Annotated in this window: 20 protein-coding genes and 3 other annotated features; of the genes, 15 read left to right on the top strand and 5 right to left on the bottom strand. The window is 36.2% G+C overall.

Features of this window, described 5'->3' with window-relative positions; all coding sequences use genetic code 11:
- Window positions 1-80: 80 nt before the first annotated feature.
- Window positions 81-638, bottom strand: a complete 558-nt coding sequence (locus tag RTP99_RS15045; protein WP_000554788.1) for an HD domain-containing protein — start codon at window positions 636-638, stop codon at window positions 81-83.
- A 176-nt stretch (window positions 639-814) separates the two neighbouring features.
- Window positions 815-1,024: a small acid-soluble spore protein SspI gene (sspI, locus tag RTP99_RS15040; protein ID WP_000009513.1), complete on the bottom strand. Its 210-nt coding sequence runs from the start codon at window positions 1,022-1,024 to the stop codon at window positions 815-817.
- Window positions 1,025-1,106: 82 nt separating this feature from the next.
- Here sspI and RTP99_RS15035 point away from each other — a divergent pair, with 82 nt between their 5' ends.
- From RTP99_RS15035 to RTP99_RS15015, 5 genes are all read left to right on the top strand, one after another.
- On the top strand, window positions 1,107-1,904 hold the full coding sequence (locus RTP99_RS15035; protein WP_041184708.1) for a TrmH family RNA methyltransferase: 798 nt from the start codon (window positions 1,107-1,109) through the stop codon (window positions 1,902-1,904).
- Window positions 1,905-1,952: 48 nt separating this feature from the next.
- Window positions 1,953-2,181 (top strand) — a binding site (T-box leader).
- 43 nt (window positions 2,182-2,224) lie between these two features.
- Window positions 2,225-3,259: a phenylalanine--tRNA ligase subunit alpha gene (gene pheS, locus RTP99_RS15030; protein WP_000388219.1), complete on the top strand. Its 1,035-nt coding sequence runs from the start codon at window positions 2,225-2,227 to the stop codon at window positions 3,257-3,259.
- A gap of 18 nt (window positions 3,260-3,277) precedes the next feature.
- Window positions 3,278-5,698 carry a phenylalanine--tRNA ligase subunit beta gene (gene pheT / locus RTP99_RS15025; protein ID WP_000498165.1) on the top strand — a complete coding sequence of 807 codons (2,421 nt, stop codon included), beginning with the start codon at window positions 3,278-3,280 and terminating at the stop codon, window positions 5,696-5,698.
- Window positions 5,699-5,851: 153 nt separating this feature from the next.
- Window positions 5,852-6,103: a binding site (T-box leader), on the top strand.
- A 52-nt stretch (window positions 6,104-6,155) separates the two neighbouring features.
- On the top strand, window positions 6,156-7,547 hold the full coding sequence (gene asnS, locus RTP99_RS15020) for an asparagine--tRNA ligase (RefSeq protein ID WP_000432167.1): 1,392 nt from the start codon (window positions 6,156-6,158) through the stop codon (window positions 7,545-7,547).
- 93 nt (window positions 7,548-7,640) lie between these two features.
- Complete coding sequence (locus RTP99_RS15015) at window positions 7,641-7,775, top strand: YuzL family protein (protein ID WP_000039588.1); 135 nt, start codon at window positions 7,641-7,643, stop codon at window positions 7,773-7,775.
- Between the two features lie 41 nt (window positions 7,776-7,816).
- Here the strand turns inward: RTP99_RS15015 and RTP99_RS15010 are convergent, their stop codons facing one another.
- From RTP99_RS15010 to rnhC, 3 genes are all read right to left on the bottom strand, one after another.
- On the bottom strand, window positions 7,817-8,068 hold the full coding sequence (locus RTP99_RS15010) for a hypothetical protein (RefSeq protein WP_000994755.1): 252 nt from the start codon (window positions 8,066-8,068) through the stop codon (window positions 7,817-7,819).
- Window positions 8,065-8,334 carry a hypothetical protein gene (locus RTP99_RS15005; RefSeq protein WP_000925560.1) on the bottom strand — a complete coding sequence of 90 codons (270 nt, stop codon included), beginning with the start codon at window positions 8,332-8,334 and terminating at the stop codon, window positions 8,065-8,067. The genes RTP99_RS15010 and RTP99_RS15005 overlap by 4 nt, the downstream gene beginning before the upstream one ends.
- Before the next feature lie 116 nt (window positions 8,335-8,450).
- Window positions 8,451-9,386, bottom strand: a complete 936-nt coding sequence (rnhC, locus tag RTP99_RS15000; RefSeq protein WP_000071611.1) for a ribonuclease HIII — start codon at window positions 9,384-9,386, stop codon at window positions 8,451-8,453.
- 124 nt (window positions 9,387-9,510) lie between these two features.
- Here rnhC and zapA point away from each other — a divergent pair, with 124 nt between their 5' ends.
- The 10 genes from zapA to RTP99_RS14950 all read left to right on the top strand — a co-directional run bounded on the left by zapA (window position 9,511) and on the right by RTP99_RS14950 (window position 24,008).
- The gene (gene zapA, locus RTP99_RS14995; RefSeq protein WP_000082701.1) at window positions 9,511-9,780 is read left to right on the top strand and encodes a cell division protein ZapA; all 270 of its coding nucleotides are present in this window, start codon (window positions 9,511-9,513) and stop codon (window positions 9,778-9,780) included.
- A 1-nt stretch (window position 9,781) separates the two neighbouring features.
- Window positions 9,782-10,321, top strand: a complete 540-nt coding sequence (locus RTP99_RS14990) for a CvpA family protein (protein ID WP_000565408.1) — start codon at window positions 9,782-9,784, stop codon at window positions 10,319-10,321.
- A gap of 55 nt (window positions 10,322-10,376) precedes the next feature.
- A complete protein-coding gene (gene polX, locus RTP99_RS14985; RefSeq protein ID WP_000867511.1) occupies window positions 10,377-12,095 on the top strand; it encodes a DNA polymerase/3'-5' exonuclease PolX in 1,719 nt (572 codons plus the stop codon).
- A gap of 19 nt (window positions 12,096-12,114) precedes the next feature.
- A complete protein-coding gene (locus tag RTP99_RS14980) occupies window positions 12,115-14,475 on the top strand; it encodes an endonuclease MutS2 (RefSeq protein WP_000893718.1) in 2,361 nt (786 codons plus the stop codon).
- Between the two features lie 248 nt (window positions 14,476-14,723).
- The gene (locus tag RTP99_RS14975) at window positions 14,724-16,934 is read left to right on the top strand and encodes a KAP family P-loop NTPase fold protein (RefSeq protein ID WP_011040741.1); all 2,211 of its coding nucleotides are present in this window, start codon (window positions 14,724-14,726) and stop codon (window positions 16,932-16,934) included.
- Window positions 16,919-17,416, top strand: a complete 498-nt coding sequence (locus tag RTP99_RS14970) for a hypothetical protein (protein ID WP_000263487.1) — start codon at window positions 16,919-16,921, stop codon at window positions 17,414-17,416. The genes RTP99_RS14975 and RTP99_RS14970 overlap by 16 nt, the downstream gene beginning before the upstream one ends.
- A gap of 75 nt (window positions 17,417-17,491) precedes the next feature.
- Complete coding sequence (locus RTP99_RS14965; RefSeq protein WP_000700720.1) at window positions 17,492-18,181, top strand: 23S rRNA pseudouridine(2604) synthase RluF; 690 nt, start codon at window positions 17,492-17,494, stop codon at window positions 18,179-18,181.
- A 108-nt stretch (window positions 18,182-18,289) separates the two neighbouring features.
- Window positions 18,290-18,541: a binding site (T-box leader), on the top strand.
- Between the two features lie 121 nt (window positions 18,542-18,662).
- Window positions 18,663-19,988, top strand: coding sequence for a branched-chain amino acid transport system II carrier protein BrnQ6 (gene brnQ6, locus RTP99_RS14960; RefSeq protein WP_000842667.1), 1,326 nt, complete (start codon window positions 18,663-18,665; stop codon window positions 19,986-19,988).
- 488 nt (window positions 19,989-20,476) lie between these two features.
- Window positions 20,477-21,187, top strand: coding sequence for a heme uptake protein IsdC (isdC, locus tag RTP99_RS14955; protein ID WP_001226901.1), 711 nt, complete (start codon window positions 20,477-20,479; stop codon window positions 21,185-21,187).
- Between the two features lie 49 nt (window positions 21,188-21,236).
- Entirely contained in the window at window positions 21,237-24,008 is a 2,772-nt protein-coding gene (locus tag RTP99_RS14950) for an NEAT domain-containing protein (protein WP_011040740.1), read from the top strand.
- The last annotated feature ends 50 nt before the right edge of the window (window positions 24,009-24,058 follow it).

The raw sequence follows: 24,058 nt of genomic DNA, 5'->3' as shown, positions 1-24,058 counted from the left end.
TAACATTTAAATATTACATATAAAGGTGTATTTTCCATAAAATAATAAAAGAGGTATCACCCTATAGTGATGCCTCTTTCTTATTGATAACTATGTTCTGCTTTGTTATTCGATTTTGATTGCTCTATTTGCAATTCACGCTCTACTAAACGGTCTAACTGTTGAATAGCTTTTAATGCTTTTTCATAAGAAATTGTTCGATAATGATGCGCTCCGCCCGGTTCTTCATCTGCTTCGTCTGCCCATTTAATAATGTTTTGAAGAGATGTTCTTTCGATTTCTTGTTCTACTAAGAAAGAATCAGTATGAAGAAGAATGGCGATAGAAATCTCTTTTGCTAGTTTAGGGTGCTCTCCTAATCTAATAAGCAATTTATGAGCTCTTTCTGCTCCTTTAATTGCGTGTATATCATTCTTTTTATATAAATCATAGTCCCATTCGCCGCCTGTGTACCACGTATGATGTCCGATATCATGAAGGAAACCAGCCTTTGTAGCAGCATCGACTGAGGCGTGATGCTTTTTAGCTAAGTGAAACGCATGGTAAGCGACAGCAATCGCGTGGACCATCCCAGAACGATTTACGTATTTTTGTGTAATATGGTGTTTAAAAATTTGTTCAAGCGTAATACGGTGCATAAAACATTCACTCCTTTTATCTTATGGTGTCTATAAAGAAAATCGATCGGTTTAAATGTATTTTGAACATTGTACTCCATCATAGTTCGTTAGTAAAGTAGAAATGTTTAGGAGAAGAAAAAATTTTTCCGCAAAAAAAATCACCTTGGCCTATGCAAAGGTGATTTTCAAATTGCTTATTTTTTTAATCCTTGCTCTAGTGTTTCTAACATTTCGTGCTTTTCATTTTCATCGGCGTTTTTCCAAATGACTTCAAATAAAACACCAAGACCTGGTAGCATTTTTTCTTCACCGCTTTGAATTGCATCGACAATTGTTTCTTGTAATTGATCTTGTGTATTACCAGATACATTTGCTAATACAGCACCGCGTAAATTAAAACTCATTGTTTTCACCTCTTCTTCAGAATTGAAACTGACGTTAGTTTTTGTTCTTTTTTATGTAAATATGTATGAAAAATAGGCTATAATGATAAGACAAGAAGAGAGGGAAATACATATTATGAAAAACATTGATTCAGTACAAAATCCGCGTGTGAAGCAGTGGAAAAAGCTGCAAACGAAAAAAGAACGCGATAAAAAAGGTTTATTTTTTGTAGAAGGATTCCACTTAGTGGAGGAAGCTTTAAAAGTAGGAGTTGTAACAGAACTTATCGTTTCAGATCAGACAGACCTTCCGAAAGATTGGACAGTTAATGATGTAGAGATGTATATCGTACCGGAATCAATCGTAAAAGTACTTCGTGAAACAGAAACGACGCAAGGTGTATTTGCTGTCTGTGAAAAGCATGAGAAAGAAGTAGCTCTTGCTGATGGAAAGTTTCTTTTACTAGATGGTCTGCAAGACCCAGGTAACTTAGGGACGATTATTCGTACAGCTGATGCAGCTGGCATTCATGCCGTTGTGCTTGGAGAAGGTTGTGTTGATGTTTATAATAGTAAAGTACTCCGTTCTACACAAGGCTCTATTTTCCACTTACCAATTGTAAAAGGGAACTTAGAAGAATGGGTAGACAAGTTAAAAGAAAATAACGTTCCTGTATATGGAACAGCTCTTGAAAATGGAGTTCCGTACGGGGAAGTAACACCAGCTGGTAGTTTTGCATTAATTGTAGGAAATGAAGGAAACGGCGTACGTCAAGAAATTCTTGCGAAAACGGATCAAAACTTGTATATTCCGATTTACGGCGGGGCAGAATCATTAAATGTTGCAGTTGCAGCAGGGATTTTAACGTATTATTTGCAAAGCCCGGTTGCGAACAAATAAAAAACTTCTTATAATAAGTTGAAGTACATTATATTAAAAGTTAAATAACGAAAAACGTTGATAGAGAAGAGTAGCTTACAAAATCGCCATATAGGGAGAGAATGCCGTAGACTGAAAGCATTCTTATGGTAGACGGAAGTGAATTCACCTCTGGAGTTGACGCCAGGACCATGTATATGTAAAGGCGTTCCGGTCAGAATTGATCGTTATAACTAATGAGTGGGCAGACATGTTCTGTCAATTTAGGGTGGTACCGCGAATTTACCTCGTCCCTTTTTGGGAGCGAGGTTTTTTTATTTTTAAAATTAGGAGGGTTCCAAATGGAAGCACGTTTAAAAGAGCTAAAGCAAAAAGCGTTAGAGCTTATTGAAGAAGCGAAAGAGCTAAAAGGCTTAAACGATGTACGCGTAGCGTATTTAGGAAAAAAAGGTCCAATTACAGAAGTATTACGCGGCATGGGAAAATTATCAGCAGAAGAGCGTCCACGTATGGGAGCATTAGTAAATGAAGTACGTGAAGCGATTCAAACGCGTCTAGATGACAAAATCAGCAACTTAGAAAAAGCAGTAATTGAAGCGAAATTAGCTACTGAAACAATTGATGTTACCTTACCAGGTCGTCCTGTTGAAACAGGTTGTCACCATCCGTTAACAGCTGTTGTTGAACAAATTGAAGATGTATTCATCGGTATGGGTTATGAAGTAGCGGAAGGAACAGAAGTAGAAAAAGACTACTACAACTTCGAAGCATTAAACTTACCGAAAGATCACCCAGCACGTGATATGCAAGATACATTCTACATTACAGAAGAAACGTTACTACGTACACATACATCTTCTGTGCAAGCACGTACGATGGAAAATAATAAAGAAAAAGGCCCAATTAAAATTATTTGTCCTGGTAAAGTGTATCGCCGCGATGACGATGATGCGACGCATTCACACCAGTTCATGCAAATTGAAGGTCTTGTAATTGATAAAAATATTCGTATGAGTGACTTAAAAGGTACACTGCAAGTATTCGTGAAAAAGATGTTCGGTGAAGATCGTGAAATCCGTCTTCGTCCAAGTTTCTTCCCATTCACAGAGCCATCTGTAGAGATGGATATTTCTTGTATGATGTGTCACGGCAAAGGTTGCGGCACTTGTAAAGGAACTGGTTGGATTGAAATTTTAGGCGCAGGTATGGTTCACCCGAACGTACTTGAAATGGCTGGTTATGATTCAAAAGAATATCAAGGTTTCGCATTCGGTATGGGCGCAGAGCGTATCGCAATGTTGAAATACGGCGTAGATGACATTCGTCATTTCTATACAAATGATGTACGTTTCTTACAACAATTCAAACGAGCGTAAGGGAAGGAGAGGATAAGTATGTTCGTATCATATCGTTGGTTACAAGAGTATGTAGATATTAAAGATGTAACGGCACAAGAACTAGCAGACAAAATCACGAAAAGTGGTATTGAAGTAGAAGGCGTTGAAGTATTAAATAAAGGTGTAAAAGGTGTTGTAGTTGGTCACGTATTAGAATGTGAAAAACACCCAGAAGCTGATAAGTTAAGCAAATGCTTAATCGATATCGGTGAAGAAGAACCAGTTCAAATTATTTGTGGTGCTGCTAACATTGCAAAAGGTTTAAAAGTGCCAGTTGCAAAAGTTGGCGCTGTACTACCTGGTAATTTCAAAATTAAAAAAGCAAAACTACGTGGTGAAGCTTCTCACGGTATGGTTTGTGCTCTTCAAGAGCTTGGCATTGATGGAAAGTTAGTTTCAAAAGAATATGCAGATGGTATCTTCATCTTCCCAAGTGACGCTGAAGTTGGTGCAGATGCACTTGAAATTTTAAACTTACATGATGAAGTACTTGAGCTTGGTTTAACACCAAACCGTGCAGATTGCTTAAACATGTTAGGTGTTGCATATGAAGTAGCTGCTATTTATGGCCGTGAAGTAAAACTTCCAGCTATCGACTTACAAGAAACAGCAGAAAAAACTGCTGATTACATTTCTGTAAGTGTAGAAGCGAAAGAAGAAAACCCATTATACATTGCAAAAATGGTAAAGAACGTAAAAATTGGTCCGTCACCAATGTGGATGCAAACGCGCCTTATGGCAGCTGGCATTCGTCCAATTAGCAACGTAGTTGATATTACAAACTACATTTTAATGGAATACGGTCAACCGTTACATGCATTCGATTACGATAAATTAGGTTCAAAAGAAATCGTTGTTCGTCTTGCAAAAGAAGGTGAAAAAATTGAAACGTTAGATGATCAAGAACGTACATTACAAAGCCACCATCTTGTCATTACAAACGGTACAAAAGCTTTAGCTGTTGCTGGTGTAATGGGTGGAGCGGATTCTGAAGTTACAAATGAGACAGTAAACGTTCTAATTGAGTCTGCATACTTTGCGGGTCAAACAGTGCGCCGTACATCAAAAGACTTAGGTCTTCGCAGTGAGTCAAGTGCGCGTTTCGAAAAAGGAATCGACCCAACACGTACATTTGAAGCAATTCAACACGCAGCTGCTTTAATGGCGAAATACGCTGGCGGTGAGGCGCTTGAAGGTGTAGTAGAAGCTGACAACTTACAAGTACAAGAGCGTACAGTATCTGTTACTGCTGACAAAGTAAACCGTGTATTAGGTACAAATATTTCTGCAAGTGAAATGGGTACAATGTTCACAAACTTAAAGTTCCCATTCACAGAAGTAGAAGGAACATTCCACGTGAATGTACCAGCACGTCGTCCTGACATTACAATTTCAGAAGACTTAGTAGAAGAAGTGGGCCGTCTATACGGTTATGACCACATTCCAGTTACATTACCTTCTGGAACAATGACTCGTGGTAAATTAACATCAGCACAAACGAAACGTCGTAAAGTACGTCGCTTCTTAGAAGGTGCTGGTTTATATGAAGCAATCACGTATTCATTAACAAGCACTGACAAAGCGAAACAATATATGGTTGAGCCAAACGAAAAGGCGCCTGTCGCTCTTGCACTTCCAATGAGTGAAGAACGTAGCCAACTTCGTTTAAGCTTAGTACCACAATTGTTAGAAGCAGTTTCATACAACGTTGCACGTAAAAACGACAGTGTTGCTTTATACGAAGTAGGTTCTATCTTCTTACCGACAGAAGAAGGAGAACTTCCGAAAGAAGAACAACATCTTGCAGGTGTTATGACAGGTCTTGCTCTTCACCATGCATGGCAAGGTGAGAAAAAAGTAGTAGACTTCTTTGTTATGAAAGGTGTACTAGAAGGACTATTCGACGTACTTGGCGTTTCAAACCAAATCACATATGCACCAGCAAAACGTGAAGGTATGCACCCAGGTCGTACAGCTGACATCGTATTAGATGGCGAAGTAATTGGTTTCATCGGTCAATTGCACCCAGAAGCAGAAAAACAATTAGATGTGAAAAATACATTCGTATTTGAACTATCTCTTGTAAAAGTATTCGGTGCAGACGCAGAAGAAACTTACTACTCAGCGATTCCACGTTTCCCATCCATGACACGTGACATGGCTGTTGTCGTAACGAAAGAAACAAAAGCTGGCGAAATGAAGCAAGTTATTGCTGAAGCTGGCGGGGAACTTCTGAAAGACGTAACACTATTTGACTTATACGAAGGTGAAAAAATGGAAGAAGGCAAGAAGTCACTTGCATTCTCTATGAACTACTTCGATCCAGAGCGTACGTTAACAGACGAAGAAGTAACAGAAGCACATAACCGTGTATTAACAGCGGTAGAAGAGAAATTTGGTGCGGAGTTACGTAAGTAATAAGAAATTGCCGGATTTATTCCGGTGATTTTTTTATTGGATTGGTTGTCGGAAAATGTCGGTAAGTCGATATATTACAAAAATCGCCGATATATTTTCCGACATCTTGCATCTTTCTCTCGAATGTAGTACATTAATTTTAGTTTAACAAAATGAAAGACGATGATAAGGAAAAGTAGTATATACTATAATCCAAAGCGAGTCAGGGACGGTGAAAGCCTGATGAGGCGGTATATGTGAAGAACACCTTGGAGTTGCTAACCGAAATTGAATCTTGTATTCAAGAGTAGACTTAGACGGGAATCCGGCCTGTTACAAACCGGGAAGTATGTATTACATACGAGTTAAAGTTGGTCTTTATGACAAATTGGGTGGTACCGCGAAGTTTAACCTTTCGTCCCTTTATGGATGAAAGGTTTTTTTGTATTTAAATATATCAGCAAAGGAGAATTTCACTATGGAAAACACATTAGTAAAAAGTCTGTATAGAGATACAGATAAATACGCAGGTCAAACAGTACAAGTATCAGGGTGGATTCGTAACTTACGTGATTCAAAAGCGTTTGGTTTCATCGAATTAAACGACGGTAGCTTCTTCAAAAGCGTTCAAATCGTTTTCGATACAGAATTAGATAACTTCAAAGAAATTGCAAAACTTCCACTTAGCTCTTCAGTTAAAGTAGAAGGTAAAGTAATTGTAACGCCTGGAGCGAAGCAACCATTTGAAATTAAAGCAGAAAAAATTGATATTGAGGGCTTATCAGATTCTGATTACCCACTTCAAAAGAAACGTCATACGTTTGAATACTTACGTACAATCGCTCACTTACGTCCAAGAACAAATGCATTCTCTGCAACGTTCCGCGTACGTTCTATCGCAGCATTTGCGATTCACCAATTCTTCCAAGAGCGTGGATTCGTACATGTTCACACACCTATCATCACTGGTAGTGATACAGAAGGTGCGGGCGAAATGTTCCGCGTAACAACGCAAGATTTAAACAACGTACCAAAAGGCGAAGACGGACAAGTTGATGAATCAAAAGACTTCTTCGGCAAAGAAACAAACTTAACAGTAAGTGGACAGCTGAACGCTGAAGCTTATGCATTAGCATTCCGTGATGTATACACATTCGGACCTACATTCCGTGCAGAAAACTCAAACACAACTCGCCACGCAGCTGAGTTCTGGATGGTTGAGCCTGAGATTGCATTCGCTGAACTAGGTGACGTAATGAACCTTACAGAAGATATGCTGAAATATGCAATGAAATACGTATTAGAGCATGCACCAGAAGAAATGGAATTCTTCAACAGTTTCGTTGATAAAACAGTTCTAGAGCGCATGAACAACGTAATCAACTCTGACTTCGGTCGCATCACTTATACAGAAGCAATTAAAGTACTTCAAGAATCAGGTGCTGACTTCAAATACCCAGTAGAATGGGGTATTGACTTACAAACAGAGCATGAAAGATACTTATCAGAAGAAATCTTCAAACGCCCTGTATTCGTAACGGACTATCCGAAAGACATTAAAGCATTCTACATGCGCTTAAATGACGACGGTAAAACAGTGGCTGCTACTGACCTTCTAGTTCCTGGCATCGGTGAATTAATCGGCGGAAGTCAACGTGAAGAAAGAATGGACGTTTTAGTAGACAGAATTAAAGAATTAGGTATGAACGAAGAGGACTACTGGTGGTACTTAGAACTTAGAAAATACGGCGGTACAAAACACGCTGGATTCGGTCTAGGTTTCGAGCGCTTCCTAATGTATATCACTGGCATGGCTAACATCCGTGACGTAATTCCATTCCCAAGAACTCCAGGTTCTTCTGAATTCTAAAATGTGAAAAAAGCGAGAGGATTTCCTCTCGCTTTTTATTTTGTATAGTTTATTCCCTCGTAGCAAAAAGTAACGCGAAGGGGTGAATATAAAATGAGTAAAAAAGTGAAAAAAGATCATTCAAGATCGGGCCTAGGTTCTCCAGAAGTAGAAGGACAAGGAACGACGACACATGAAACAGGTTCTCATAAAGTACCTTCATCTAATAAGAAGCAGAAACGAAGCTAACATAAAAAAGGAGAGTCGCCAAGACTCTCCTTTTTTATGTATTACATCTTTTTATCATGAATCTCTTTTGTAATATTATCTACATCTTTGTCTAATCGATCTAAATAGAAAAACCACAGTAAACTTATGAACACGTAATAGATGGCCATCACGCCGAGATTATCAGATATATTTTCAAATGTAGATTTAGTAGTGAAAAAAGCTCCCCAAATGGTAGAAATAGTGAGGTAAGAAAGAGGACCTACGATGTGTACGAAAGCATATAGTACCTTTTTAACTTTTACAGCGTTCATATGAAAAACCTTCTTTTTCTAATCATACATTCAAGTTCCTCACAGAAGTGTTGTAGTTTTGCTGGATTATGTATTAACGAGCGGGCATCGTGTTTCCCGATAAATCTTCGAATCCGAAAGTTTAATAAGAAAGACCGGCCGTAACGCTCTATTAAATCGTTGAACTCTCGTTGCTCACTGAGTAGCTGAATGTTTTCTCTAATTTCAAACTGTCTTTCGTGTGGATTACCTAGTAAAATATTTAGAATCATTTGTAGAAGTAGCAATGGGAATCTCCTCCTATGTTAGAATAATCTGTATATTATAATTATAACAAAACTATAAGGACAATAGTAGGGTGAAACAAAAAACAGGAGTTTGTAGGCTCCTGTTTTTGTCGATACTATTTTAATAAGCGAAACGCCTTCTCTGTATTAGCAAAATGCAGTTTCACAAACTCAGGTAATCGCTCTTTACCAAGCTTTTGAATTAATTTAGCAGCGGCGATATCAACTTGTTTACCAGCACCCTTTGGAAGCGGCATACCAGCTTTTTTACTTAGTTCATCAAACTGTTTTACGAATGAGTAACGAGCTAAAATGGAAGCAGCGGCTACTGCTAAATGGACGCTTTCGCCTTTCGTCGCAAAATAAACATTTTCACGCTGTACCTGTTTTTGTTTTGCTAAATATTTGTAGTATGTATCAGGTTGTGTAAATTGGTCGATTAAGACGCCTTCAGGTTTTGTAGGTGCAATTTTAGCTAATAAGTTTGTAATAGCTTTATTGTGTAGTAAAGCTTTTAACTTACCTTGGTTGTTTCCTTTATCAAATAGCTCGTTATATTTTTCGTTATGAAGGACGAGAGAGCTGTAAGGGACAACGTGAAGAAGTTGTTTCGCAATGGCAGTAATTTGTTCGTCATTTAAGTTTTTAGAGTCTTTTACACCAAGCTCTTTTAGTAGTGGGATTTGCTTCGCATCCACATATACAGCAACTACTGTCATCGGTCCGAAGAAATCACCAGTACCCACTTCATCTGACCCTACGATTGACATTGTACCGATAGAAGCAGGCGGTGCATAACGGTGTGAATCGACAGATTTTTTTACAGCTGTTTTTGGAGTTTGGGAGACAGTTTGCCAACGGGCAGCTTCTGCTTCAGCACGTCCACCTTGGAACATTACTTTTCCGGATTTATACGCTGTAATGGTGCACGATGGCACTTTTGCCATGAAGATTCCGCCTTGCGGAGTTTTCGGGCTAAGCGAATGTTTATATTGTTGTTTCATGTCTTCAATTACTGTAGAACTTGTTTGAATTACGATAGAATTTGACATAATGGTCGCCCCTTTTTTTATATTGTTATTTTTATCATATCGGATTGTTCTTTCTGTTTCCATATTATGAAGGTTCATGGTATGATAAACTTTAGGATTCTGTACGTGATTGGAGGCCGGTGAGTTGTCACAACAAAAGGGAAAGAAAAGTCGAATTAATGTAGAAATCTATGGTCAGCAATATTCAGTTGTTGGCGATGAAAGTACAAGTCATATCCGCATGGTAGCAGCGATTGTGGATGATAAAATGCGCGAACTCAATGCCAAGAATCCTTCGCTTGACACGAGTAGACTAGCGGTATTGACGGCGGTAAACGTCATACACGATTACATAAAATTAAAAGAAGAACATGAGAAATTGAAAGAAAGTATGACAAAAAAAGGAATGGAATAACATGATTGATATTATTATCATTTTACTGCTTGTTATGGGATTTTTCCTCGGCTTACGCAGAGGGTTCATCTTGCAACTTGTAAAGTTAACAAGCTTTATTATCGCATACCTTGTTGCATACTGGTACTGTAAAGATTTAGCGCCAGCACTTGCGAAATTTATTCCGTATCCATTTGATAAAAACGTATCTGTTCCAGAATGGATTGATGCAAATAATATTGAGACAGTATTTTATCAAGCGCTTGCGTTTATCATATTGTTTATTATCACAAAAATTGCACTTTCATTACTTGGTAATTTGTTAAATATGTTTGCAGAAATACCGGTTTTAAAGCAAGTAAATGCGTTTGCGGGGGCAATCCTCGGATTTTTAGAAGTATATATTATTTTGTTTGTCTTAATTATCATTGGGAACATTCTTCCGATTGAACAATTACAAACACCATTACAACAATCATCAATTAGCAAAATAATTGTAGACGATACACCGATTCTCTCTGAAAAGGTGAAGGAACTATGGCAGACAGGTAGCAGAGTATAACTTCTCTTTTTTCGGAAAGAGAAGTTTTTTTCTATGAAAGAAAGGCGGGACAATGATGAAAGTAAATAAAAAACAAGTGATTAAATTATTAGAGACAATCGGGCTTTTTATGGAACTAAAGGGCGCGAATCCATTTAAAATATCGGCGTTTCGTAAAGCGGCAGCAGCATTAGAAAGTGATGATCGTAGTCTTTCTGAGATTGAAGATTTCACGAAGATTCCTGGCATTGGAAAAGGAACAGCAGCAGTTATTCAAGAATATATAGAGTTGGGAACATCTGAAGTATTACAAGAGCTTGAAAAAGAAGTGCCAAGTAGCTTATTACCGTTATTAAAATTACCAGGCCTTGGTGGTAAAAAGGTAGCTAAGTTATATAAAGAACTTGGTGTTGTTGATATGGAATCGCTAAAAGCGGTTTGTGAGGAAAATAAAGTACAAGCTTTAGCTGGTTTCGGTAAGAAGACAGAAGAGAAAATATTAGAAGCAATCGATCAAGTAGGATCTCGTCCGGAGCGTTTACCAATCGCGATGGTATTGCCTATTGCCGGGGAAATAGAGGAGAAATTGTCGAATATTGCTGAGGTAATTCGTTTCTCGCGCGCTGGTAGTTTGCGCCGCGTTCGTGAAACAGTGAAAGATTTAGACTTTATTATTGCAACGACAGAACCAGCTGCAGTACGTGAGCATTTACTACAATTCGATAATATGATTGAAGTAATTGCGAGCGGGGATACGAAAGTTTCTGTTCGTCTTCAATATGAATATGATATTTCGATTGATTTCCGCTTAGTAAAACCAGAAGAGTTTATTACAACTCTTCACCATTTCACAGGATCAAAAGACCATAACGTAAAAATGCGTCAAATCGCAAAAGATAAAGGCGAGAAAATTAGTGAATATGGCGTGGAGAACTTGGAAACAGGTGAAGTGAAAACATTCGAGACGGAAGAAGAATTCTTTGCTCATTTCGGTCTTCCATTTATCCCGCCAGAAGTGCGTGAAGATGGAAAAGAAATTGAATTAATTAAAGAGTATCCAAACTTAATTCAGTTCTCTGACATACAAGGTGATTTACATATGCATACAACATGGAGTGACGGTGCTTTTTCTATTGAAGAGATGGTACAAGCATGCCGTGCTCGTGGATATAAATTTATGGCAATTACGGATCACTCACAATACTTGAAAGTAGCGAACGGTTTAACGAAAGAGCGCCTTCGTGAACAAGCGAAAGAAATTGAACGTATGAACGAAAAGTATCCAGACATTACAATTTTACGCGGAATTGAAATGGACATTTTACCGGATGCTTCGCTTGATTTTGATGATGAAGTATTAGCAGAATTAGATTATGTCATTGGAGCAATTCACTCGAGCTTCTCACAAGACCGTGAAACGATTATGAAACGTCTTCGTGCGGCGCTAGAGAATAAGCATGTCACAATGATTGCTCATCCGACAGGACGTCTTCTTGGACGCCGTGAAGGTTATGATGTAGATACAGACTTATTAATCGAACTCGCAAAAGAAACAAATACAGTTTTAGAATTAAATGCAAATCCAAACCGTCTAGATTTAAGCGCGAAATTATTAAAACAAGCACAAGATGCTGGTGTAAAAGTAGCGATTAATACGGATGCTCATACACTTGAAATGTTAGAAGATATGGAAACAGGTGTAGCGGCAGCGCGTAAAGGTTGGATTCAAAAAGATAACGTGATTAACACGTGGGATATTGAACGTTTATTAGACTATATTAAACGTAATAAGTAACACAAGGGGGACCTGCAACATGTTAGAAAGAACGTTGCGTGTATTAGAATACAATAAAGTAAAAGAACAATTACTTGAACATACAGCATCTTCACTTGGTCGTGACAAAGTGAAGCATTTAGTGCCGAGCACTGATTTTGAAGAAATTGTAGAAATGCAAGATACAACGGATGAAGCAGCGAAAGTCATTCGTTTAAAAGGTAGTGCACCATTAGGTGGTATTACGGATATTCGCTCCAATGTGAAGCGTGCAAAGATTGGAAGTATGTTAAGTCCAAATGAACTACTTGATATTGCGAATACGATGTATGGTAGTCGCAATATGAAACGTTTCATTGAAGATATGGTTGATAATGGTGTCGATCTTCCCATTTTAGAAACGCATGTTGCTCAAATTGTATCTTTATATGATTTAGAAAAGAAAATTACAAATTGTATCGGTGATGGCGGGGAAGTAGTCGATAGCGCAAGTGATAAACTGCGCGGTATTCGTACTCAAATTCGTACTGCGGAAAGCCGTATTCGTGAAAAGTTAGAAAATATGACGCGTTCTTCAAACGCGCAAAAGATGCTGTCTGACTCGATTGTAACGATTCGTAACGAACGTTACGTAATCCCAGTAAAACAAGAATACCGCGGCGTATATGGCGGTATTGTTCACGATCAATCGGCTTCTGGACAAACGTTATTTATTGAACCGCAAGTCATTGTAGAATTAAATAACGCGCTTCAAGAAGCACGTGTGAAAGAAAAACAAGAAATCGAACGCATCTTATTAATGTTAACAGAAGAAGTGGCAGTAGAAGCGGATATCGTTTTATCAAACGTAGAAGTAGTTGCAAATCTTGACTTCATCTTTGCGAAAGCTTTTTATGCGAAGCGTATTAAAGCAACGAAGCCAATCGTAAATAACGAGCGTTATATGGATTTAAGACAGGCACGTCATCCGCTTATTGATCCAGAAGTTATCGTGCCAAATAACATTATGTTAGGGAAAGATTTCACGACAATTGTTATTACGGGACCGAATACAGGTGGTAAAACAGTTACGCTGAAAACAGTTGGTATTTGTGTATTAATGGCGCAATCAGGTCTTCACATTCCAGTAATGGATGAGTCAGAGATTTGTGTATTCAAAAATATCTTTGCTGATATCGGTGATGAGCAATCGATTGAACAAAGTTTAAGTACGTTCTCCTCACATATGGTGAACATTGTTGATATTTTAGAAAAAGCTGATTTTGAAAGCTTAGTTTTATTCGATGAGTTAGGTGCTGGAACAGACCCGCAAGAAGGGGCTGCACTAGCCATTTCCATTTTAGATGAAGTATGTAATCGTGGTGCTCGCGTTGTTGCTACGACGCATTATCCAGAATTAAAAGCATACGGATATAACCGTGAGCAAGTTATTAATGCGAGCGTTGAGTTTGATGTAAACACGTTAAGCCCAACGTATAAATTATTAATCGGTGTACCAGGACGTAGTAATGCCTTTGAAATTTCGAAACGTCTTGGATTATCTGATCGCGTCATTGAACAAGCGCGTAACCACATTAGTACAGATACAAACAAAATTGAAAATATGATTGCGAAGCTAGAAGAAAGTCAAAAGAATGCAGAGCGTGACTGGAACGAAGCAGAAGCGCTTCGCAAGCAATCGGAAAAACTGCATCGCGAATTACAACGTCAAATTATTGAATTTAACGAAGAACGTGATGAACGATTATTAAAAGCGCAAAAAGAAGGGGAAGAAAAAGTCGAAGCTGCAAAGAAAGAAGCAGAAGGCATTATTCAAGAACTTCGTCAATTGCGCAAAGCACAGCTTGCAAACGTGAAAGATCACGAGCTAATTGAAGCGAAGAGCCGTCTAGAAGGCGCAGCGCCAGAGCTTGTAAAGAAACAAAAGGTAAACGTGAAAAACACTGCGCCGAAACAACAGTTGCGCGCAGGTGATGAAGTAAAAGTATTAACGTTCGGTCAAAAAGGTCAATTACTTGAAAAAGTAAGCGATACAGAGTGGAGCGTACAAATCGGTATTCTGAAGATGAAAGTAAAAGAATCCGATATGGAATACATTAACACACCGAAGCAAACAGAGAAAAAAGCAGTTGCAACAGTAAAAGGTAGAGACTATCACGTTTCTTTAGAACTTGACCTTCGTGGAGAACGATTTGAAAATGCAATGGCGCGCGTCGAGAAATATTTAGACGATGCCCAGCTTGCAAGCTATCCTCGCGTATCAATCATTCACGGTAAAGGAACAGGAGCACTTCGCCAAGGTGTACAAGATTACTTGAAGAAGCATCGCGGTGTGAAAACATTCCGTTACGGTGATATGGGCGAGGGAGGCCTAGGCGTAACAGTTGTCGAATTAAAATAGAAAACAACGAAACAAAGGGGAAACCATTATATGTTTATGGACAAACTTGCAAAAGTATTGTTAGCTTGTTGCGGAATATTTTTGGTGATTGGGGTTATTTATTTAGTTGTTTTTGCGAAGTGAAGAATTGTGAACAGCGTCAATCTTTAATGGTGAGTATATCATTGGATAGACGCTGTTTTATTTAGAGAAAAGAATGTATCTTTGTATAAGGCTATACGGATACTAGAGAAGGGGACTAAGAATATATGAAAAAGTTTTTTGGAGTAGCTATAGGGAGTATATTTATATATTTTATATTGTCTATTTGTAGATTGAATTTAGCTACTTTGAATAATTTATTTGTAAATAATATGATGCAATTATTTTTCATTGCAATTTTTGCATATGTATTATTTTTAGTGAGTTATATAAATATAAAAGTGGAGCTCGAAGGTTCATATTATAGAGGGGATGAATACCTTCCAAAGCGTTATCTAATACAATTAGTGTTCTGGATAGGGGTAGTTTTGAATTACCTAACTCCTCCATTACATCAAATGAACTTTCAGGGGAATTTATTGTCAGTGTTATTTGATATTGCTTTTTGTTATTCGAGTATTAGTATAGGTGTATTTATTTTATATGCACTAAATAAGCGTAGGATACATCCAAAAATGGAGGAACAGAAAAAAGATAGTAATGCATATTTTTATTCTGATAATCCAGTTATTAATAATAAAGACGATAGATTGCATAGAGAAAAATTTGTTGATCATGTTATTAGTAGCTTAAATAAGATAAATGGAGAAAATTTAACAATTGGATTTTATGGTAAGTGGGGCACAGGGAAAACGTCTATTTTCAAGATGATCAAAGAAAAAATTGAGGACGGAAATAATAAGGATGAATACTTAATTTTTGAATTTAAGCCTTGGTATTTTGGAAAAGAAGATCATGAAATAATTGTTGAATTTCTCGAGCAATTATTAAGTGAAATAAGAAAATCAAATGGATTTGATCCTAAAATTGAAAAAAATATTATTAAGTATTCAAATGCTCTTTCTTCTATTAGTCTGCGTTTACCTGGAATCACTATTAATTTAAAAGAAACTCATAGTTTAATTGAAGAATTATTTGGCAAAAAATCTCAAAGTATAAAAGATATTAAAGAGGCTATTGAAAAATCACTTGAAACTTCTAATAAAAAAATTGTAGTATTTATCGACGATATAGATAGGCTAAATAAAGAAGAGATTCAAACAATATTTAGGTTAGTAAGATTAATTTGCGATTTTCCTAACATAACATATATTGTAGCGTTAGATGAAGAGATTGTTGCTTCTGCTTTAGCTGAATTACATGGGAAAGATGAGAATGGTGATGCTAAAAAAATCGGTAGAGATTATTTAGAGAAGTTTATTCAAATTCCATTGTATATACCAGAAACGGATGTCTACAGTCTGAATGAAATGTTATGGGCTGGTGTCAGAGAGATTTTAGAAGAAAATGATCTGATGGGAAAATCTGAATTTTTAAGAATTGAAAAATCGAGTATGCATCGATTAATTGATTTGCAAAAGTTTGAATTTAGTCCTCGAAATATTAACCGATATTTGAATATATTAAAGTTTATGGTTCCGCTTCTAAAAGATGAAACTTATATTGATGATTTGCTCTATTTATTATTTATTAAAGTTAGTGCGCCAGGTTTATATGAAATCATTAGAGTATCATCATCTGAACTTTTGGGGAATAATTCAACCAATACCCTGGTGAGGGGAGGAATTGACACAAAGTACTCAGGATACGAAATGATAATAAATAGTTTGTTCCCTGATTTTGGAACTAAGGATGACAAGGATTCTAGGAAGTATTATGCAATAGAAAGAAAGAACCGAATTTGCTCAGAAGATTATTTTAAAAGATATTTTATGTATGATGTACCAGAAAGTGAAAAGGTTCTATCTAAATTCTTTGAGGAGCTAAAATTTCAACGATTAGAAGAACTAAGTGGTCAATTTGAAATTCTTTTGAGTTTGTATTCTGTGGAGAAAGTTTTTGCTATTGTGGAATATAATGTAGATAGATTTAATGAGATACAGTATACAAACGTAATAGAAATATTGCAGGGATTGCTTATAAAAGAGCGAGGAGAAAAAAATAGCTATCATGAAGAATATGTAAGATTAATTGTTGTACTGAGTATTTATTTGAGAGACAGTGAAAAAAATCCTATTTTTAATAGGGATTTAGATATATGGCTATTACCTAGAATTAATAAAATTTTAACTGGATATATAAGTGGGATAAATGAAGTTAGCAAAATTAATCAAGTTTCAGTAACTGAAGTTCAATATTTGATTGATAATTTAAACAAGGCTATAAGGAAATACATGGTAGTTCGTAGTTCCAAAGATATTTTTAATAAATATAGTTTTAAGGATAACGGTGAATTTTTTTATTGTGGGATAAAATAGAAGATATAGAAAAAAAGAGAAAAATCATTAGACAGTGGATACAAAAAAAGGATGATCTTGAGATGCTAATGCCACTGATACTTTATCCAATCGGTGGCGAGAATAGAAATCTTATAGGGCGATATATTAGGATTATTGAGTTAATAGATGTAGAAGAAATCAAAAATTATTTAGAATTGGACGAAAATAACGAAAACTGTAGTGGAGCAGAATATCCTAATTTATCTAAGCTGAGAAACATAGTGGAAAATATAGGAGAATCCCTTGTTAATACATTAGATTGGATAATAGAGCAAAAAGATTACAGTGAGAATGCTTTGACAACTAGATTTGGCAATATAGACTATCAAGAGTCTATATTCATAAATAATCTTGAGGAAAGCTTAAAATGCTTGGAGAAGTATGGGGACAAAAGATTACAAGATATAATACAGAGCAGTGTTGTTCAGTTAAAGAATAGAAATATTGTGAGCGTTAATTAATTCTGAGGTCCTATAGACATCACCATGGATTGATGCGTCTTATCTTTAAACAATTTATATGAAAAGGAATAAAAAATGAAAATCAACCAATACATAAGCGAAGCAAAATCTTGCTCAAGACGCGAAACAGACCGCCTTATTAAAGCAGGACGCGTGGCTATTAACGGCGAAATCTGTACGCACGGTGCAATCGTGAACGATGGTGATGTTGTAACGATTGATGGACAGGTTCTTGCAAAAGAAGAGAAGGAAAAGGTGTATATCGCTTTTCATAAACCAGTTGGCATTACTTGTACAGCAGCCGATCATATTGAGGATAATATTATTGATTATATTAATTATCCTGAGCGTATCTTTCCTGTTGGAAGATTAGATAAAGCGTCAGAAGGACTTATTTTATTAACGAATGACGGTGCGATTGCAAATCAAATTTTACACGGTGATCATGAGCATGAGAAAGAATATGTTGTCACAGTCGATAAACCTTTTACAGATTGGTTTATTGATGAGATGTCCAGCGGTGTAAAGATTAAAGATGGGATGACGAAGCCGTGTAAAGTGACGAGGGTTGATCAGTCTACATTTCGAATCGTTTTAACGCAAGGAATGAACAGACAGATTCGTAGAATGAGTCGGGCTTTCGGGTTTACTGTAACAAAGTTAAAGAGAGAACGCATTATGAATATAGAGCTAGACGATCTTGAAGTGGGAAAATGGCGAAACATTACAGATGGGGAATTAGAAATATTAATAGGGCAGCTATAGGGAGGGAAAATTTTCTCCCTATATTTTTTTGTCAGAAAAAATAAAACTATTGATTTTTTTAAAAATAGCCCATATAATAAAAAACAACAAGTTTCGACAAGATATTTTATAAAAGTAATGATGAGGACATGAGTTGTTTTTTACGATTCTCAGAGAGGGAAGCCTTAGGCTGTGAGCTTCCTAATACGAAAAGACAGACTTACCACCTCTAAACTTCAAGAGTGAACTGCATGATGCATTGTAATTCTTGGCGGATAAAACCGTTATCAATTTACACGAGCTATAAAATGAGCTTATTTCGTTATAAATTCATTTTATTAGAATAAGGGTGGAACCACGATTTCAACACTCGTCCCTTTGTTAGGGACGGGTGTTTTTTTGCGTTCTTTTACGGGGAAGTATGCTTGAAAGAGGATATGCGACGGATTTTGATTCAGAATATTTTGTTAATTTATAATTATTATGTAGGAGGTTAGTAGAAATGAAATCATCTTTAAAGTTTTCTGAGATGTTTGCAATAAGTTTAATGTTATTTGCACTATTTTTCGGTGCGGGTAATATGATTTTTCCACCAGCATTAGGACAAGGCGCTGGAACAGATGTATGGATCGCGCTATTTGGTTTTGTCGTAACAGGCGTTGGATTGCCTTTATTAGGAGTTATCGTTATAGCTTTAAAGGGAGATATTAATGAGCTAGCAGGGCGTGTACACCCTATATTCGCACTAGTTTTTATTACTGCAATTTATTTATGTTTAGGCGTATTCGTAAGTGTGCCGCGTACAGGAACTGTTGCTTATGAAATGAGTGTTGCACCGTTTTTATCAAGTGAAATAGCTGGTCAATCGTATCCACTTGTTATCTTTACATTTATTTTCTTTGCTGTCACTTTCTATTTAGCTTTAAACCCATCAAAATTAGTGGGCCGCATCGGTAAAGTATTAACTCCGATTTTATTAGCTGTTATTGCAATTATTGTAGTGAAAGCACTTATTACACCAATGGGTGAATTTGGTGCACCAACAGAAGCATATAGTGCTCCGCTATTTAAAGGTTTTATTGACGGATATTTAACTTTAGATGGACTTGCAGCACTTGTATTCGGAAATGTTGTAATTCATGCGTTAAAAGAAAAAGGTATTACAAATAAAAATAGCATTGCAAAAGTAACAATTTTTGCAGGATTTATTGCGGCACTTGGTTTACTACTAGTTTACTTGGCGCTTGCTTATCTCGGAGCTTCTAGTGTCTCTCTTGGAATGGGAGCAAACGGAGGGATTATTTTAACAAACGTTGTAAATCATTTATTCGGTAGTTACGGAACTCTATTATTAGGAATCGCAATTACAGCAGCATGTTTAACAACTTCTGTAGGTATTGTTGCAGCTTGTGGTGATTATTTCTCTTCTTTATTACCAAAGCTTTCTTATCAAAAAGTCGTTTTCATTTTCTGTGTATTAGCATTTATGGTAGCAAATCTTGGCTTAACGCAGTTAAATGCATTAGCATTACCAATTTTAATTGCAATTTACCCAATTGGTATCGTGCTGATTGTATTATCGCTAGTTGAAAACTATATTCGTCTTCCTTTAGTAATGTATGTAGGTGGTATTGTAGGAGCATTTATGATCAGCTTCTTTGATGGGTTGCACAATGCGAATCTTCAAATTGCGGCATTAGCACCTATTTTAAATAAAATTCCATTATATAGTGTAGGGATTGGTTGGTTAGTTCCTGCTCTAGTAGGTATTGTAATTGGATATGTCATTTCGTTGTTCCAAAAGCAAGAAGTTGTTGTAGAAAAATAGTGAAAAGAGGCTTTCTATGAAAGAAAGCCTCTTTTTTTGTAGAAAAAGCCTCATATAGAGGAATTTAGATATTTAAAATTTTATACGTAATATAGTTGACAAAAAAATTATGAGTAGGCTAAGATTGATTTAGTTGTGGAAATATTGGAAGGAAAGTGAGGAGTGGAAGGTATAAGGTTTTCTATAACGATATCATTTTTGTAGATAGAGGTGATAGAGTAGGAGAATGGTAGTTTTATTTTTTTGGGTTTCATTGAGAATGATAATCAACAAATAGGACTTATGTTAAAATATGAATCGCTCTTTATAAGGAATAGAGAGGGATATTATTTTTAACATGTATTGAGAATGATAATCAATAATATCTATAGTACATAAACAAATTACAATTAAATAATGATAAAGGATTATTATTTTTTCTTATAAATTGAGAATAATTATCATTTTCAAAAGTGTGAATGAAGGAGAACAAGGAGGAAGTAAGCCAAATGAGAAAGATTTCTGTATTACCCGCTTTTATTATAACGTTCGTATGTATGCTAGCTTTTCTTGTCATGCCATATGGGAAAGTTTCAGCACAACTAGCTGACGGTACTTATGATATTAACTATGTCATCCAAAAAGCGGAAAATGATTCAGCTTCAATGGCAAATGATTATTTTGAAAAACCAGCTAAGTTAGTTGTAAAAAATGGTGAGATGAGAGTGCAAATTCCCATGAATCATAGTGCTTGGATTACAGAATTTAAAGCACCTGAGAACGGGAATTTTGTTGATTCAAAAGTTGTTAGTAAAGATGAAGCAGCAGATAAAAGAACTGTAGAGTTTAAGGTAGATGACTTATCTAAGCCGGCAGCTGTAAAAATTCATGTTGTTGTACCAAGTGCAAACTATGACCACCACTATACAATTCGTTTTGCGTTTGATGCAAATGTAAAAGCTGTAGGTGGTGATAACGGCGTGACTGCTGCAACAAAAAATAATGATCAAGCGAAAACAGATACACAAGTAAAAGAAGAGAAAACAAAAGTAGAGAGTAAGGAAACAGCTAAAGAAGCGAGCAAAGAAACAAAAAATGAAAATGGAAAAGCTGAAAAAACAGATAACCCCAAAACCGGCGATGAAGCACGTATTGGATTGTTTGCAACGCTAATTCTTATTTCAGGTGTTTTCTTCATTCGTAAAGTACGTCAAAACTAAATAAAGGAGCGTTATTCCATTGAATAGATATCTTAAAATTGTTGTTGCGATGTGTTTAATGATATTTACATTCGTATCAACATTACAACCTCTTGCAGTTCAAGCAGCAAGCCAACTAGCTGACGGTGAATATTCAATAGGTTTCAAAGTTCTTAAGGATACATCAGATGAAGAATCTATGATGAATCAATACTCTGTAAGTCCAGGAACTTTAAAAGTGAAGGATGGGAAAAAGAAAGTATCCTTTACATTAACGAATAGTTCATGGATTACGAAGTTTGAAACAGAAAAAGCAGGTAAGCTAGTTGCGACAAATGTAATTAGTGAAGATAAAGAAAAAGATACAAGAGTAGTAGAATTTGATGTAGAAGATGTAGAGAAGGTATTAAATGCGAAAGTAAAAGTAGACATAGACTTTTTAAATTATCATCATGACTATGATGTGCGTATTGCATTTGATCAAAATAGTATTACACCGATTCATGTAGAAAAACCAAATGAAAAAGAGGATCCAGCAAATAAGCCAGATCCAAATGAAAAACCGGATCCAAGTCAGAAGCCCGACCAAAAGCCTGACCCAGATCAACAACCAAATTCTAACACAATTGCAGATGGAGAGTACAGTATTCCATTTAAAGTGTTAAAAGATCAAACAGATGAAGAATCTAAGATGAATACTTACATGGTAAATCCAGGAGTATTAAAAGTAGAAAATGGTAAGAAAAAAGCAACTGTAACACTAAAAAGCAGCTCATTAATTAAAAATTTCCAAACGGAAAAAAATGGTGCATTTGTTGATGCAAAAGTAGTGAGTGAAGACAAAGCAAAAGATACAAGAGTAGTAGAGTTTGAAGTAAACGATTTATCAAAAAAACTAAATACAAAAGTATTTATCGAAATGGCATCAAGAAATTATAAGCAAACGCATGATGTACAACTTTTATTTGAACAAGATAAACTTGAGCCAATTAAAAACGAAGAAAAGCAACCAGATGGTGATAAGAAGCCAGAGGTAGAGAAACCAGAAGTAGAGAAGCCGAATGTTGAAACAATTAAAGACGGCGAATACAGCATCAATTTCAAAGCTTTAAAAGATCAAACAGATGAAATTTCAATGATGAACACGTATACAAAGAGTCCAGGTGTGTTAAAGGTGAAAGATGGTAAAAAATACGTATCATTCACATTAACGAATAGCTCATGGATTACAAAGTTTGAATTTGAGAAAGATGGTTCGTTTGTTGATGCAGGTGTATTAAGTGAAGATAAAAAAGCTGATACACGCGTAGTGGAAGTGAAAGTAGACGATTTATCTAAAAAGTTAAATGCAAAAGTAAAAGTAGATATCGATTCAATGAATTATCACCATTTCTACGACATTCAATTTGCATTTGATAAAGATAGCATTAAACCGTTAGACAACCAAGGCGGAAACGACAACCAAGGCGGAAACGACAACCAAGGCGGAAACGACAACCAAGGCGGAAACGATAACCAAGGCGGAAACGATAACCAAGGCGGAAACGATAACCAAGGTGGAAACGATAACCAAGGCGGAAACGACAACCAAGGCGGAAACGATAACCAAGGTGGAAACGATAACCAAGGCGGAAACAATAATCAAGACAATAACACAACAATTGATCCAAACGCTCTTAAAGACGGTGAATATAGTATCGTTTTTAAAGTGTTAAAAGATAAAACTGAAGAAATTTCAATGATGAACACGTATACGAAGAGTCCAGGTATCTTGAAAGTAAAAGATGGTAAGAAATATGTATCATTCACATTAACGAATAGCTCATGGATTACAAAATTTGAGTTTGAAAAGAATGGTGCGTTCATCGATGCGAAAGTATTAGGAGCAAATAAAGAGCAAGATACAAGAGTAGTAGAAGTGGAAGTAGATGATTTATCTAAAAAGTTAAATGCAAAAGTGAAAGTGGATATTGATGCAATGAATTATCATCATTTTTACGATATTCAATTTGTATTTGATAAAAATAGTATTCAAGCTTTAGGTAATCAGGGTGGAGACAATAACCAAGGTGATAACAGTAATCAAGGCGGAAACGATAACCAAGGTGGAAGTAATAACCAAGATGGTAACGATAATCAGGGCGGAAACAACAACCAAGATGGAACGAATAACCTAAATGAAAATCCAACAGTTGATCCGAAAAATTTAAAAGACGGTCAGTACGATATTGCTTTTAAAGTGTTAAAAGATAAGACTGAAGAAATTTCAATGATGAATCAATATGTTGTAAGTCCAGCAAGATTAACTGTGAAAGATGGTAAGAAGTATGTTGCAATGACACTAAAAAATAGTGAATGGATTACAAAATTCCAAACAGAAAATAATGGTGGATTTGCAGATGCGAAAGTAGTAAGTGAAGATAAGGCTGCAAATACAAGAGTCGTAGAATTTGAAGCTAATGATTTATTTGCAAAATTAAATGCAAAAGTAAAAGTAGATATCGATTCAATGAACTACCATCACTTCTACGATGTACAAATTCAATTTGATACAAATAACATCGGAGCGGTAGGAACGATTAAAGAGGATCCAAAAAAAAATCCGAAGAATGATCCGGAAAATCCAGTAACTACACCGAAAGTAGATAATGTAAAAACAGTAGGAACTCCTGATTTTAACCGAAATGCAGATGGTAAAAAGAAAAATGAAGCTACAAATAATGATGCGAAAAAAGAGAAAAACTCAAAAACTGCAGACACAGCACAGCTTGGGTTATACATGGTGCTACTGCTTGGTTCACTTGCTTTACTAGTTCGTAAATATAGAGCAGGTAGATTGTAATTTTTGAAGTCTTGATGCATGTTGGCGTGCATCAAGACTTGTTTCATATT

Source organism: Bacillus sp. (in: firmicutes), from assembly GCF_031983925.1.
In the GTDB taxonomy this organism is placed as follows: Bacteria; Bacillota; Bacilli; order Bacillales; family Bacillaceae_G; genus Bacillus_A; species Bacillus_A pacificus.
Note: the sequence above shows the minus strand (reverse complement) of the source record. Positions and strands in the feature narration are given on the sequence as shown.